We start from the raw sequence: 13,516 nt of genomic DNA, 5'->3' as shown, positions 1-13,516 counted from the left end.
CACCGGGGGCGAGGTCGTGGACGGCGGGCCGCTCGGCTCCGGCCGCTGCGTGCGCGTCGGTACAGGCTCGCGGGTCGGCTCCCGGGCCGCCGGTCCGCCGGTCGGCCGGCTCCGGGGCGGCGCCACGTTCCGCACGGGCGCGCGGCTCGGCAGCCTCGCGTCCGTCACGGGCGGCGTGACGGCCGCAGGTGTGGCGGCCTCGCTCGGCGTGGGCTCAGGCGACGGCGTACGGGACGCCGCCGGAGACGGCGTGGGCGGGGCGGACGTCGTCGCGGGCGCGGCGGGCGCGACCGCGGTGCCGGGCGGCAGGGCGCTGCCGCTGCTCCGCCCCGGCGGCTCGCTCCAGATCACGAACGCCGACGTCACCGCGGCAGCGGTGGCGAGCACCAGCCCGCCGGTGACGGCGAGCTTGCCCGCGGGCGTGAGCGCGTTGTGGAACAGGCTCGTGACGCCGCCGTCGCCGCCACCGGCCGGCACAGGTCGCGGCAGCAGGGCGGCCAGCGGCAGGGTCAGCGTCGCGAGCCCGGCCCGGCCGCGCGGCTCCCATTCCTCGCCGTACGCGGCCCGCGCCGCCTCCTCCAGCTCGGCCAGGAACGCCTCGGCCGACTCCGGGCGCTGCGCCGGCTCCTTGGCCAGGCCGTGCCCGACCAGCGGGCGCAGCGGCTCGTCGATCTCCTCCAGCGGGGGCGCGAGGTGCAGGTGCTGGTAGGCGAGCGCGGCGATGTCGTCGGCGTGGAAGGGGCGGTGGCCGGTCAGGCACTCGTAGAAGACCAGGGTGGCGGCGTACACGTCGGTCGCCGGGCCGGCCGGGGCGTCGTCCCACTGCTCGGGGGCCATGTACGCGGGGGTGCCCACGCGGGGCGCCGTCTCGCCCGCGCGCGCCGCCACGCCGAAGTCGACGAGCTTGCTGTCGCCGTCCGGGGTGACCAGGACGTTCTCCGGTTTGAAGTCGCGGTGCACGACCCCGCGCCGGTGCGCCTCGGCCAGCCCGAGCAGCGCGCCCTTCAGCACGACGAGCGCGGCCTCGGCGCCGGTAGGGCCCTCGTGCTCCAGCAGCCGCCGCAGGGTGACGCCGTCGACCAGCTCCATCACGATGACGGCGTCGTCCTCGCCCTCGGCGTAGTCGAGCACGCGGGCGGTGTGGGGGCTGTCGATCTCGCGGATGAGCTCCGCCTCCGCGCGGAACGCCGCCACGAATGCGGCGTCCGCGCGCAGCGTCTCGGACAAGTGCTTGATGGCGACGACCAGACCGTCGGAGTCGCGTACGGCGAGCATGACCCGCCCCGTTCCCCCGTGGCCGAGTTCCCGGATCTCGGTGTAACCGGGAACGTGCATACGGACCTCCTGACCGGATAAAGATCCTTATGTCAGGAAGCTAGCCCGTGTCACCGCACGTGTCGACCCCCTTCGTGTGCGTTACCAAGCCCCGCCGCGATCGATATCTTTTCCGCTCTTTATAGTAAGTCCGTGTCGATAACTGACCATTTGCGCCATTGGCTGGGCGCGTGGCCGCCGCAGGAGAAGCTGCAGGTCACCGGCTCGGACCGGCGCACCGAGCCCGGCTGGGACGGTCGCGTCCACCCGGCCCTGGGCGTCGGCACGCCGGACGGCGCGGTGCTGTCGGTGCCGCCCGAGCACGTGGCGCGGGTGGCCGCCGCGACCTCGCCGCGGCAGGTGCCCGCGCTCGTCGGGTACGCCGAGCGCGGCTGGTTCGAGGGCGTCTTCCGGTGGACGACGAGCCCGGCCCCGCTGGAGGACGCCGGGCAGTGGGTGCCCGCCACCGCACCCGGCGTGCCGGAGTGGCTGTGGCCGTTCGGCGGGGAGGTCCTGGTGGCCGTAGACCAGGAGACCGGCGAGCACCTGGCGGGGGTGGGGATCAAGCGCCACGACCCGTACGGGCACGAGCTGGCGGTGGTCACCGAGCGCGGGGTGCGCGGGCGCGGGCTGGCGCGGCGGCTGGTGGCGCAGGCGGCCCGGCGGGTGCTCGACGGGGGCGCGGTGCCGACGTACATGCACGCCGTCACGAACACCGCGTCGGCGGCCGTGGCGCAGGCGGCGGGCTTCCCCGACCGCTCCTGGACCGCCTTCGGCGTCGCGGAGAGCTGAGACGCGGTCAGGCGGCCGGCCGGGAAGGAGGCGCGGCCAGGCGCTCGCGGACGTTGCGGGCCGCCTCGCGACCGGCCCGGTTGGCGCCGATCGTGCTGGCCGAAGGCCCGTAGCCGACGAGCTGCAGCCGGGGCTCCTTGACGACGCGCGTGCCGTCGACGCGGATGCCGCCCTGGGGCTCCCTGAGCCGCAGGGGCGCGAGATGGTCGAGCGCCGAGCGGAACCCGGTGGCCCAGACGATCGTGTCGGCCGGGACGAACCCGCCGTCGTCCCAGGCGACGCCGTCCGCCACGATGCGGTCGAACATCGGCAGCCGTTCCAGCGCCCCCTTCGCCAGCGCCTCCCTGAGGGCGACGCTGTAGCGCAGGCCGGTCACGCTCACGATGCTCTGCGGCGGAAACCCGGCGCGTACGCGTTCCTCGACCTTGGCCACGGCCGCGCGCCTGGCCTGCTCGCCGAAGAACTCCTCCTCCAGCACGGGCGGCCGGCGCGTCACCCACGTGGTGGCCGCGGCGACGCCCGCGACCTCGGACAACACGTGCATCGCCGAGGCGCCGCCGCCGACGACGACCACATGCCGCCCCGCGAACTCCTCCGGCCCCCGGTACCAGGCGTAGTGGAGCTGCCGCCCGGCGAAGGAGCCGCGGCCCGGGTAGTACGGCCAGTACGGGCGCGTCCACGTGCCGGACGCGTTGACCACGGCCCGCGCCGCCCACGCGCCCGAGCCCGACTCCACGACCAGGCGCTCCCCGGGCCCGCGCCGCACGGCGGTGACCCGCACCGGGCGCAGCACGTCGAGCCCGATCGCGCGCTCATAAGCGGCGTAGTAACCGGGGACGACGTCGGCGGCCGGCCGCCGCCCGTCGCCGCCGGGCGGGCGGCGGACTCCGGGCAGGTCGAAGATGCCGTGCACCTTCTCCATGGTCAGCGAGGGCGACCGGTGCCGCCACGCGCCGCCCGGCCCGTCGGCCGCGTCGAGCACGACCGGCTCGTACCCGAAACGCCGCAGGTAGTAGGCGCTGGACAGGCCCGCCTGCCCGGCGCCGATGACCACGACCTCGCTCTCCTCCACGGTGATCTGCAACCGCGACCGCGCCCGGGCTCTTCCCGTCATCCCGACGGGGCGGGCGCCGTCGAGCCGCGCACCACGAGTTCGGTGGCCAGCTCCACGTGGTGGGAGTCGACCTTCTCCCCCGCCGCCAGGCGCAGCGCCGTGCGCAGGGCGACGCCGCCCATCTCGCGCAGCGGCTGGCGGACGGTGGTCAGCGGCGGCGAGGTCACCTGCGCGATCTGCGTGTCGTCGAAGCCGACGATGCTGAGATCCTCGGGGATGCGCAGCCCGCGCGCCCTGGCCGCCTCCATGATGCCGACGGCCATCTCGTCGCTGCCGGCGAAGATGGCGGTCGGTGGCCGGGGCAGGTCGAGCACGGCGGCGCCGCCCTCCACGCCGTCGTGGTAGCGGAAGTGGCCCGAGCGCACGTAACCGGGCAGCACCGGCGCGCCCTCCGACTCCATGGCGGCGCGGTAGCCGTGCAGGCGCGCCTGGTTGCAGCCCGCCGTGGCCGGGCCGCCGACGTAGGCGATGCGGCGGTGGCCGAGGGAGAGCAGATGGTGGGTGGCGGCCAGGCCGCCGGCGAAGTTGGTCGACCCGATGCTGGTGACGCGGGTGCGCGGCAGGTTGAGCGGGTCGATGAGCACCAGCGGCAGTCGGGCCCTGGCCAGGGCGGCCGGCTGCCCGGCGTTCATCTGGCTGGTCACCGCGATGAGCGCGCGCCGGCCCGCGGCGACCAGCTCGCGGGCCCAGGCGGTGGTGCGCTCCACGCCGTTGCCGATGCTGACCACGATGCCGACGCCCGCCTCCGCCCCGGCCGCCACGGCGCCCTGGACGATCTCGGTGGAGTAGGCGTTGAGGTCGGCGTCGAACTGGAGCTCGACGGTGGCGAGCCCGGTGGCCTCGCGGCGCGGCGCCGGGGCGACGTAGTCGTGCTCGCGCAGCACCGCCTGCACCAGCGAGCGCGTCGCGGGCGAGACGTCGCTGCGGCCGTTGAGCACCTTGGAGACGGTCGCGACCGACACGCCGGCCGACGCGGCCACCGTGGCCAGCGTGGCGCGTCTAGGACTCGCCGGCATCGGCACCCCCCTGCGATCGCGCACCAGGGCCGATCTCCACAGGTGTCACCAGTCTGCGCTCGTGTCCGACGTGCCGGAGGGGGCCGGTCAGCCGTACGACGCCGCGGCACGGCAGGTCGGCCGCGGACGTGCCGACGAGCACCTCGACGTCGCCGGGCTCGATGATCCGCCGCAGGTCGCGGCCGGTGAACGCGGTGCGGTCCGCGTGCACCAGGAAGCGCACCCGCGTGCTCTCACCCGGCTCCAGGCGGACCCTGGCGAACCCGGTCAGCTGCCGCACCGGCCGGGTGACCTGGGCGAGGACGTCGTGCAGGTAGAGCTGGACGACCTCCTCGCCGGCCCGGCCGCCGGCGTTGCGCACGGTGACGGAGGCGGTGAACTCGCCGTCGGTGGGCACCTCGGTGTCGCTGAGTTCGAGGTCGCCGACCTCGAAGGAGGTGTAGGAGGAGCCGTACCCGAAGGCGAAGAGGGGGCTCGGGTCGAGGTTGCTGATGCCGTGGCTGTCCGCGCCCAGGGGCGGCTGCAGGTACGTGCCCGGCTGCCCGCCCGGGGTGCGCGGGATCTGCACGGGCAGCCGGCCCGCCGGCTGGACCCGTCCGGACAGCACGCCGGCGATGGCCGCGCCGCCCTCCTCGCCGGGCATGAACGCCTGCACGAGCGCGGCGGCCCGCTCATGGACCTCGCCCAGCGCGTACGGGCGGCCGGAGACGACGACCACGACGACCGGCGTGCCGGTGGCGGCCAGCTCGGCCAGCAGGTCGGCCTGGACGCCGGGCAGCCGCAGGTCCTCGGCGTCGCAGCCCTCGCCGGAGGTGCCCTGCCCGAACAGGCCGGCCAGGTCGCCGACCACGGCCACGCACACGTCGGCGTCGCGGGCTGCGGCCAGCGCGGCGGCGAAGCCGGAGCGGTCGTCGCCGCGCACCTCGCAGCCCTTCTCGTAGCGGATCTCCGCCTCCGGGAGCTCCTCGCGCAGCGCGTCGAGCACGCTGGGCGCCGCGATGCCGAGGCCGAGGCCGGGGTGACGGGGCAGCACGTGGTTGGGGAAGGCGTAGCAGCCCATGAACGTGCGGGGGTCGTGCGCGCCCGGCCCGACGACGGCGACCCGGCCCGGCGCGGTGCGGCCCTCGCCGAGCAGCGGGAGCGCGGTGCCGGCGTCGAGCAGGATGACCGAGCGCTCGGCCAGCTCCCTGGCCAGGGCGCGGTTGGCGGGCGAGTCGAGGTCGACGGCCTCGGCCCCGGTGACCGAGCCCTCGGGCGACCAGCCCGGGTCGAGCAGGCCCTGCTCCACCTTCTGGGTGAGCAGGCGGCGGGCGGCTCGGTCGATCAGCGACTCGGGCAGCTCGCCGCGGCGCACGCGCTCGGCGAGCTGCTGGCCGTAGCCGAGGGTGTCGGGCAGCTCGACGTCGATGCCGGCGGACAGCGCCTGCGCGCCCGCCTCGGCGGGGTCGGCGGCGACGCGGTGCATGGTGGCGAGGAACGGGACCGCCCAGTAGTCGGAGACCACCGTCCCGCCGAAGCCCCACTCCTCGCGCAGCACCTCGGTCAGCAGCCAGGGGTCGGCCGCGGCGGGCACGCCGTCGACGTCGGAGTAGGAGTTCATCACCGAGCGCGCCCCGCCGAGCGCGATCGCGGTCTCGAACGGTGGCAGGATCATGTCCATCAGCTCGCGGCGGCCCATCGGCACGGGGCCGTGGTTGCGGGCGGCGCGCGAGGCGGAGTAACCGGCGAAGTGTTTGAGGGTGGCGATGATCCCGGCGCTCTCCAGGCCGCGGACGTACGCGGAGCCGAGCATGGCGACGAGGTGCGGGTCCTCCCCCATGGTCTCCTCGACCCGGCCCCATCGGTAGTCGCGGACCACGTCGAGCACCGGCGACAACCCCTGGTGCACGCCGAGGGCCCGCATGTCGCGGCCGATGGCGGCGGCCATCCGCTCGACCAGCTCGGGGTCGAACGTGGCCGCCCACGCGATGGCCGCCGGGTAGACCGTGGCGCCGTAGGCGGTGAAGCCCGTCAGGCACTCCTCGTGGACGATCGCGGGGATGCGCAGCCGGGACCGCTCGACGACGGCCCGCTGCAGGCGGACGACCTCCGCGGCGCCCTCGGCCGGAGTCACGGGGGCGCTGCCGTAGACGCGGGTCAGGTGGCCGAGCCCGTGGCGGACGGCCTCCTCCAGCGGCACCGTGCCGGAGGCGGCGAAGACGTCCTGCATCGGCGCGACGTTGAGCGGCTCGGCGCCCGGCTCGGGCTCCGGCTCCTGCATGTCGTTCCCGATCCACCGGCTGCCGAGCTGGCCGACTTTCTCCTCCAGCGTCATCTCGGCAAGGAGCGCCTCGACTCGGTCGGCCACGGGTCGCGCCGGGTCCTGCCACGGGCGCAGGGCCCGGTCCGCCGACGGGGTCCGATCTAGAGCCGTCATGTACTTGCTCTCCTTAAAGAAGTGCGGTGCTGCTAGAAGTTTTCGAAAATGTTTCGACGCCGACTCATGACCACCGCGCGGGTGTTCCGCCGCTCCAGCCTCCGACGAAAGGGCCGCGCGAAAGTACCTTACACGTGACTCAATGGATATCCAGCGGCATCGTGATCGACAAGGTCTTGACACCACATTTGCCGAAACCTAGATTGGCGAGCCACTCGGTCATGTCGAAAATGTTTCGGTGATCTGACATCAGGAGGACACGACCAGTGGCCCCGGCGACGCGCCGGGCCACGGCCGGCGGCCACCGCATCCGATGATCAACGAGCCGCGCCCCAGCCCGCGGCACTCGAGTACGGAGATCAGCGTGGAGTCCAGGACAACGTCTCGCCGCACTTTCCTCAGCCTCTCCATGGGCCTGCCCCTGGGAGCCACTCTCGCTGCCTGCGGCAGCCCCGGACCTACCCAGGCCGGGGCCGGCGGCGGTAGCGGCAGCGGGGAGGCCCCTGCCGGCAGCGCCACCTACTGGTACCTGTCGACCGAACCGCAGGAGGGTGTGCGCAGGCGCACCATGGAGCGGTTCAACAAGGCGAACCCCAACGGGCAGATCGTCGGGACGACCTTCCAGAACGACGCCTTCAAAACCAAGATCAAGACGGCCATCGGCGCCGGCCAGGCGCCCACCCTCATCTGGGGCTGGGGCGGCGGCACGCTCCGCAGCTACGTGCAGGCGGGCCAGGTCGACGACCTCACCTCGTGGTTCGACGAGAACCCGGCCGTGAAGGAGCGGCTGTTCCCGTCGTCGTTCGGCGCGGCCACCGTCGACGGCAAGATCTACGCGATGCCGTGCGAGACGTTGCAGCCGATCGTCCTCTACTACGACAAGCGCGCGTTCGACAAGATCGGCGCCAAGCCGCCCGAGTCGTGGGGCGACATCATGGCCCTGGTGCCGAAGTTCAACAACGCCGGCATCGCGCCGTTCTCGCTCGGCGGCCAGTCGCGCTGGACCAACATGATGTGGCTGGAGTTCCTCTTCGACCGCATCGGCGGCCCGGAGGTGTTCCAGGCCGTCTTCGACGGCGAGAAGGACGCCTGGTCGAACCCGGCCGCCATCGACGCGCTCACCAAGACGCAGGAGCTCGTCAAGGCCAACGGCTTCATCAAGGGCTTCTCCTCGATCACCGCCGACTCCAACGCCGACCAGGCGCTGCTGTACACCGGCAGGGCCGCGATGATGCTGCACGGCGGCTGGACGTACGGCGGCATGAAGGAGGACGGCGGCGACTTCGTCTCCGGCGGCAACCTCGGCTACATGAACTTCCCGCCCGTCGAGGGCGGCAAGGGCGACCCCGGCAACACCGTCGGCAACCCCGGCCAGTACATGTCGATCTCCTCCAAGGCGACACCGGAGCAGAAAGAGATCGCCAAGAAGTTCTTCGCCACCGAGCTGATCAGCGACGCGTCGGTCAAGGAGTGGGTGGGGACCGGCGCGGTGCCCATCGTCAACGGCGCCAACGCCCACTTCACCGGCTCCGGGGACGCCGACTTCCTCAACTTCGTCTACGACATCGCCGCCAACGCCAAGACGTTCGGCCAGTCGTGGGACCAGGCGCTCAGCCCGACCGCCGCCGAAGTGCTGCTCGACAACATCGCCAAGCTGTTCCAGCTGTCGATCTCGCCTCAGCAGTTCACCGAGAACATGAACGCGGTCATCGGCAAGTGAGCGCGATAGCGACTTCCGCCACGGCCTCCGCGAAAGCCGGGGACGACAGGAGCCGTGGCGGCTCGCTCTCCTGGATGGCCCTGCCTGCCCTGGCCCTCTTTGCCGGCTTCGGCGTCATCCCGCTGGCCGGCGTCCTCGTCCTCAGCTTCACCTCCTGGGATGGCCTCGGCGCCATCAGCTTCGCGGGCTTCGACAGCTGGCGGGCGGTGCTGTCCGATCCAGGGCTGCCGCACGCGCTGTGGATCACGTTCCTGGTGATCGTGGCCTCCTGGGCGGTGCAGACGCCGGCGAGCATCCTGCTCGGCGTGTTCCTGGCAGGTCAGCAGCGCTACCGGGCCGTGCTGTCGGTGCTGTACTTCATCCCGCTGCTGCTCAGCTCCGCGGCCATCGCGATCACGTTCAAGGCGCTGCTCGACCCGAACTTCGGGCTCGGCGCGGGGCTGCGGCTGCCGCTGCTGACGCAGGACTGGCTGGGTGAGCCGTGGCTCGCCTTCGGCGTGGTGATCTTCGTGGTGTCCTGGCAGTTCATCCCGTTCCACTCGCTGATCTACCAGGGCGGGGTGCGGCAGATCCCGCGCACGATGTACGAGGCCGCCGAGCTGGACGGCGCGGGCCGGGTGCGCATGTTCTTCAGCATCACGCTGCCGCAGCTCAAGTACACGGTCATCACGTCGTCGACGCTCATGGTCGTCGGCTCGCTGACGTTCTTCGACCTGATCTGGGTCCTGACGGCCGGCGGCCCCGGTGACGCGACGCGGGTGCTCGCCCTGGACATGTACAAGCGCGGGTTCCAGGCGAACCTGATGGGCCCGGCGAGCGTGATCGCGGTCATCCTGGTCCTGGTCGGTCTCGCCCTGGCGCTGTTCCTGCGCCGGCTCGGCGGGCGGGACAACGCCCACAGCCAGCTTGAGGGGATGTGACCATGGCGACCACCATCCTCAGCAACGGCCCGCAGAGCACGGCCCCGGCTCCGTCCGGGCGGCATCGCAACCGCCGCCAGGGCAGGGCGCGGCCCAACTGGCTGGCGGGCCTGATCAGCTGGATCTGGCTCGCGATCGTGATCGTGCCGATCTACTGGATCGTCATCACGAGCTTCAAGTCGCAGAGCAACTACTACCTGGAGAACCCGCTCGTACCGCCGGCCGAGCCGACGCTGACCAACTACCAGATGGTCATCGAGGCGGACTTCCCGCTGTACTTCGTCAACAGCCTGATCGTCACGCTGGGCGCGGTCATCCCGGCGGTGCTGGTGTCGTTCATGGCGTCGTACGCGATCGTGCGGGGCGGGTCGGGGCGGTTCCTGCGGTGGACGAGCTCGCTCTTCCTCATGGGCCTGGCCATCCCGCTGCAGGCGACGATCATCCCGATCTATCTGATCATCATCCGGCTCGGGATGTACGACACGCTGTTGGGGATGATCCTGCCGTCGATCGCGTTCTCCATCCCGCTGTCGGTGCTGGTGCTGTCGAACTTCCTGCGCGACGTGCCGAAGGAGCTGTTCGACTCGATGCGCATCGACGGCGCCACCGAGACGCGCATGCTGTGGCGGCTGGCGTTCCCGCTGACCCGCCCGGCGGTGGTGACGGTGACGATCTACAACGCGCTGCAGATCTGGAACGGGTTCCTGCTGCCGCTGGTCCTCACCCAGAGCCCCGACAGGCGGACGCTGCCGCTGGCGCTCGCGGAGTTCCAGGGCGAGTACAGCATCAACGTGCCGGCCGTGCTGGCCTCGGTCCTGCTGTCGACGCTGCCCATCTTGGTCCTTTACGTCGTGGGCCGCCGTCAGCTGCTCAGCGGTCTGACCGCGGGCTTCGGCAAGTGACCGCACCTGTGAGAGCCACCGTGAGAGCCACCGTGAGAGCCCCTGTGAGAGCCACCGTGAGCTCCGGCTCGTGCCGGGCCAGGTGCTCGATGTCGGCGCGGTAGTGGCGGTCGTCGCCGCGGGCGATGTGGGCGGCGAACGCCCGGTCGCCCGCGGCGGCCCGCTCGTGCATGTGGCGCACCAGGTGGTCGAGGCGGGCGCGCGCGGTCGGCACCAGCGCCCGCCGCTCGTCGTCGCCGAGCCCGTACGCGTCGGCGAACAGCCGCAGCCGCCGCGCCTGCTCCGCCGCCGGGCGAGCGTCGGCGTGATCGGGGTCGCCGAGCGGCACGAACCGGTAGGCCGCGTAGGCGACGTCCCAGACGCGGGGGCCGGGGTGGGCGGTGTCGAAGTCGATGAACGCGACCGGCCGCCCGGCCCGGAACACGCAGTTGTACGTCGCCACGTCGCCGTGGCAGATCACCTCCGCCGGCTCGACGGGCGGGAAGTACCAGACGGCGTCCGGCGGCGCGGCGAAGCCGGCGGTGGCTTCGTGGTAGTCGCGCAGGAGCCGGGCGACCGCCGTCAGCACGCCGTCGGTCTTGGCCCAGCCGGGCAGCGGGTAGTCGGCGGCCTCCCCCGGCACGAAGTCGAGGACCTCCCGGCCCTGCGCGTCGAGGCCGTGGCAGCGGGGCGCGCCGGTGAACCCGCGCTCCCGCAGGTGCCGCAGCAGCGCGTGCACGGCCGGCGTCCATGGCCCGGCCGGGCGGCGCACGGTGTCACCGGCCCTGACCACGTGGTTGACGCCACCGCCGGTCAGCACCTCTTCGCCCGCCCTGACCGCGTGGCCGCCGCTCGGCACCTCTTCGCCGGACACCGTCACTCCCCCGTCACGTCGGTTCCGCCGGTCAGTGTGCCACGCGGCACGGCCCGCCCGCGCGCCGTTTTTCTCCTGGGCTTTCACCGAACACCCAGGTAGAGCGGATACAACTGGGCTCATGGACGCCGCCGTGGTGCGCGTGGTGGACGACGAGCCCAACATCGCCGAACTCCTCACCGACGCCCTGGAGGTGAGCGGCTTCCGCGTGCGCACGGCCGCGTCGGGCACGCGGGCGCCGGAGCACGTCGGCCGCGACCGCCCCGACATCGTCCTGCTGGACGTGATGCTGCCCGACCTCGACGGGTTCGCGGTGGCGCAGCGGCTGCGCCCGGACCCACGCCCTGAAGGAGAGGTTCCTCGCCGACCCGCCGGTGATGTGATCACCGGGCTCGGAAGGCCACGGCGGTGGCCGAGGTGATCACCGTCACCACGACGACCGTGAGCAGGACGGTGCCCAGCGGATTCGCCCGCCGCGCCGGCGGTTCGGGTCGCTTGAACAACGCCCGCGCCACCGGCTTCTCCTCCCGCGTTGGCGTGACGACATCCGGCACCCGAACCGCCCCCGCGAACGGCACGGCCCTCCGCCCTCCACCACGCGGACACTCCCCGACCTGGACCGACCCCCCGGCCGGAGCCGGTCCGGCGCCCTCGGCCGATCGCCCGCTCCGGGTCCGGCCCGCGCACACGCCGCCGGGATAGATCGTCACCCGGGGCAGCGTGATCTTGGGCGCCACCCGCCGCTTCCCGCCCGGCACGGCGATCGACACCCTGGGGCCGGGCGAGCGACGTACCGACACCTTCGGCACCTCGACCGTCGGTCCCACCGTCACCCCCTTCGGCGGCACAGGCCGCACCGGCCGCACCGGCCCCTGCCCCGACGGCACGGGCACCCCCGCGACCCCTTCAGGCGCCCGCGCGGGCCGCGCCTTCTGACCCGCCGTCCCTGGGACCCGGTCACCCCACCCGTGATCGCTCTGGGACGGCATGTGGGCGGTGGCGCCGGCGGGGCCGGTGGCGATGAGGGCGAGCAGCGCGGTGGCCAGGAGGAGCGGCGCGCGTCTGACCCCCACCGTCACATCCCCTCGGCGATCCGGGCGAAGTCCTCCAGCGCCCCACGGAACGCCTCTGGCCCGACCGCCAGCGGGCCGGTGAAGACGTGCGAGATGTCCCACGACAGATAGACGCCGAACCCGAGCAACCCCGCCGTCGCCAGCAGAGGCAGGATCGCCGGCCCACGCGGCCTGGCCCCGGCGAGGAACGGGAAGACGACGACCAGCAAGCCGGTCAGGATCGTCAGAGGGAGCAGCCCGGCGGGCGGGCTCGCGCCGGCGTCGGCGGTGCGCAGGGCGCGGGCGTTGGACATGGCGCTGAGGTGGTGCAGGACGCCGGCCTTGGCGTCCTCCTCCTGACCGTCGCGCGGCTCCGTCGCGTGGACCCGTCCGCGCAGGTCGTCGAGCCGCTCGGCACCGACCGGGTGCATCTTGCCCTCGGCCATGAGCGGCCACTCGTCGCGCACCACGAACGCCATGTAGTCGTGCAGCCCCTTGCGGACCTCCTGGGACGCCGTGTCCGGCAGCTCCGAGGCGGCCCAGTAGGCGTCCACCGCCGCCTGGCTCTCGGCGTGGGTGTTGAGCCGCGCGGCGTCGGCGGTCGTCCACGGCACGATGACCGCGATGGCGAACACCAGCAGGAACATCGCCGACAGCATCGCGCCCGCGTGAGCGGCGGAAGGGCCGGCCGGGTCGCGGTCGTCGCCCGCTCTCCTCACCCCCCTGAACGCCAGCGCGGTGAGCGCCACCACGCCCACCGCCGCCACGATCGAGAGCGTGTACGCCACCATGAAAATCTCCCGAAACTGTTGTCGATACGCAGCGTCACATTACTATCACGCAGCGCAATGATGGCGTCAGGCCAGGAACGGTAAAGTCCCGGGCAAGGTTCGCGGCCTGCCGCCCGCCGATGGACCGAGCCGCCGCCGGGCGGCCCTCATCCCCGGGCCGGGGTGGACGGATTGCGGGTGCTGACAAGCGCGCCTCACAAAATGTCCAGGCGATCGCTGATATTTCGGAAATGTCGGGGACCATGGACGGCGTGAATCTCAACGGCCGCAAATTCGTGATGGTGAGCTCGACCGCGAGCACGGTGAACCCCGACAGCCCGACGGAGTTCGAATACTGGGAACGCGACGAGGTGGTGTGGGGCGGCTACACCGGCGACACCGTGACCCACGGCCGCTTCGTCGGCACCCGCGACGGCGACCAGGTGTCCATCTCGTACGCGCACGCGCTCGTGGCCGGCGGCAAGGCGGGCGGCCGCAGCACCAGCCGCATCGAGACCGGCGACGACGGCCTCCTGCGCCTGGTGGAAGAGTTCACGTTCGAGGGCGACGACACCCCTCACGTCAGCGTCTGCGTCGAACGCCCCTGACCGTGGTCACGGGTTCTGTCCCTCGGGCGGGGGCCGGGG

General features: G+C 72.8%; 13 protein-coding genes. 6 read left to right on the top strand and 7 right to left on the bottom strand.

The window, feature by feature from the left end; translation table 11 throughout:
* On the bottom strand, positions 1 to 1,335 hold a 1,335-nt coding region (locus tag E1286_RS40820; RefSeq protein ID WP_132621676.1), incomplete at its 3' end, for a serine/threonine-protein kinase.
* A gap of 132 nt (positions 1,336 to 1,467) precedes the next feature.
* Here E1286_RS40820 and E1286_RS40815 point away from each other — a divergent pair.
* Positions 1,468 to 2,106, top strand: coding sequence for a GNAT family N-acetyltransferase (locus E1286_RS40815; RefSeq protein ID WP_223190865.1), 639 nt, complete (start codon positions 1,468 to 1,470; stop codon positions 2,104 to 2,106).
* Between the two features lie 7 nt (positions 2,107 to 2,113).
* On the opposite strand, the gene E1286_RS40810 is transcribed toward E1286_RS40815, so the two are convergent.
* Genes E1286_RS40810 through E1286_RS40800 form a run of 3 tightly spaced genes read right to left on the bottom strand, consistent with a single transcriptional unit; the run spans position 2,114 to position 6,652 of the window.
* Complete coding sequence (locus E1286_RS40810) at positions 2,114 to 3,220, bottom strand: FAD-dependent oxidoreductase (protein ID WP_132621672.1); 1,107 nt, start codon at positions 3,218 to 3,220, stop codon at positions 2,114 to 2,116.
* On the bottom strand, positions 3,217 to 4,260 hold the full coding sequence (locus E1286_RS40805) for a LacI family DNA-binding transcriptional regulator (protein WP_246075600.1): 1,044 nt from the start codon (positions 4,258 to 4,260) through the stop codon (positions 3,217 to 3,219). The genes E1286_RS40810 and E1286_RS40805 overlap by 4 nt, the downstream gene beginning before the upstream one ends.
* Positions 4,220 to 6,652, bottom strand: a complete 2,433-nt coding sequence (locus E1286_RS40800; protein ID WP_132621670.1) for a glycoside hydrolase family 3 N-terminal domain-containing protein — start codon at positions 6,650 to 6,652, stop codon at positions 4,220 to 4,222. The genes E1286_RS40805 and E1286_RS40800 overlap by 41 nt, the downstream gene beginning before the upstream one ends.
* 409 nt (positions 6,653 to 7,061) lie before the next feature.
* On the opposite strand from E1286_RS40800, the gene E1286_RS40795 reads away from it, so the two are divergent.
* The 3 genes from E1286_RS40795 to E1286_RS40785 all read left to right on the top strand — a co-directional run bounded on the left by E1286_RS40795 (position 7,062) and on the right by E1286_RS40785 (position 10,194).
* Complete coding sequence (locus tag E1286_RS40795; protein ID WP_132621668.1) at positions 7,062 to 8,372, top strand: extracellular solute-binding protein; 1,311 nt, start codon at positions 7,062 to 7,064, stop codon at positions 8,370 to 8,372.
* 74 nt (positions 8,373 to 8,446) lie between these two features.
* Entirely contained in the window at positions 8,447 to 9,292 is an 846-nt protein-coding gene (locus E1286_RS40790) for a carbohydrate ABC transporter permease (RefSeq protein WP_132621666.1), read from the top strand.
* A gap of 2 nt (positions 9,293 to 9,294) precedes the next feature.
* On the top strand, positions 9,295 to 10,194 hold the full coding sequence (locus E1286_RS40785) for a carbohydrate ABC transporter permease (protein WP_132621664.1): 900 nt from the start codon (positions 9,295 to 9,297) through the stop codon (positions 10,192 to 10,194).
* Here the strand turns inward: E1286_RS40785 and E1286_RS40780 are convergent.
* Positions 10,163 to 11,047: a phosphotransferase enzyme family protein gene (locus E1286_RS40780; RefSeq protein ID WP_246075599.1), complete on the bottom strand. Its 885-nt coding sequence runs from the start codon at positions 11,045 to 11,047 to the stop codon at positions 10,163 to 10,165. The genes E1286_RS40785 and E1286_RS40780 overlap by 32 nt on opposite strands.
* A 121-nt stretch (positions 11,048 to 11,168) precedes the next feature.
* Here E1286_RS40780 and E1286_RS40775 point away from each other — a divergent pair, with 121 nt between their 5' ends.
* A complete protein-coding gene (locus E1286_RS40775; RefSeq protein WP_132621662.1) occupies positions 11,169 to 11,468 on the top strand; it encodes a response regulator in 300 nt (99 codons plus the stop codon).
* On the opposite strand, the gene E1286_RS40770 is transcribed toward E1286_RS40775, so the two are convergent.
* Complete coding sequence (locus E1286_RS40770) at positions 11,431 to 12,120, bottom strand: hypothetical protein (protein WP_132621660.1); 690 nt, start codon at positions 12,118 to 12,120, stop codon at positions 11,431 to 11,433. The two genes, E1286_RS40775 and E1286_RS40770, sit on opposite strands and share 38 nt — an antisense overlap.
* A 2-nt stretch (positions 12,121 to 12,122) precedes the next feature.
* The gene (locus E1286_RS40765; RefSeq protein WP_132621658.1) at positions 12,123 to 12,890 is read right to left on the bottom strand and encodes a bestrophin-like domain; all 768 of its coding nucleotides are present in this window, start codon (positions 12,888 to 12,890) and stop codon (positions 12,123 to 12,125) included.
* Positions 12,891 to 13,141: 251 nt separating this feature from the next.
* Between E1286_RS40765 and E1286_RS40760 the strand changes: the two genes are divergently transcribed.
* Entirely contained in the window at positions 13,142 to 13,477 is a 336-nt protein-coding gene (locus tag E1286_RS40760; RefSeq protein ID WP_246075598.1) for an avidin-fold protein, read from the top strand.
* The last annotated feature ends 39 nt before the right edge of the window (positions 13,478 to 13,516 follow it).

It is taken from the genome of Nonomuraea terrae, assembly GCF_004348995.1.
Taxonomy (GTDB): domain Bacteria; phylum Actinomycetota; class Actinomycetes; order Streptosporangiales; family Streptosporangiaceae; genus Nonomuraea; species Nonomuraea terrae.
The sequence above is the reverse complement of the archived record's forward strand: the minus strand, read 5'-3'. Positions and strand labels throughout refer to the sequence as shown.

Bases quoted from the DNA above. Each gene is read 5' to 3' on its own strand.
- E1286_RS40810 (WP_132621672.1), bottom strand. From the start codon at position 3,220: ATGACGGGAAGAGCCCGGGCGCGGTCGCGGTTGCAGATCACCGTGGAG.
- E1286_RS40800 (WP_132621670.1), bottom strand. From the start codon at position 6,652: ATGACGGCTCTAGATCGGACCCCGTCGGCGGACCGGGCCCTGCGCCCG.
- E1286_RS40795 (WP_132621668.1), top strand. From the start codon at position 7,062: ATGGGCCTGCCCCTGGGAGCCACTCTCGCTGCCTGCGGCAGCCCCGGA.
- E1286_RS40790 (WP_132621666.1), top strand. From the start codon at position 8,447: ATGGCCCTGCCTGCCCTGGCCCTCTTTGCCGGCTTCGGCGTCATCCCG.
- E1286_RS40785 (WP_132621664.1), top strand. From the start codon at position 9,295: ATGGCGACCACCATCCTCAGCAACGGCCCGCAGAGCACGGCCCCGGCT.
- E1286_RS40775 (WP_132621662.1), top strand. From the start codon at position 11,169: ATGGACGCCGCCGTGGTGCGCGTGGTGGACGACGAGCCCAACATCGCC.
- E1286_RS40765 (WP_132621658.1), bottom strand. From the start codon at position 12,890: ATGGTGGCGTACACGCTCTCGATCGTGGCGGCGGTGGGCGTGGTGGCG.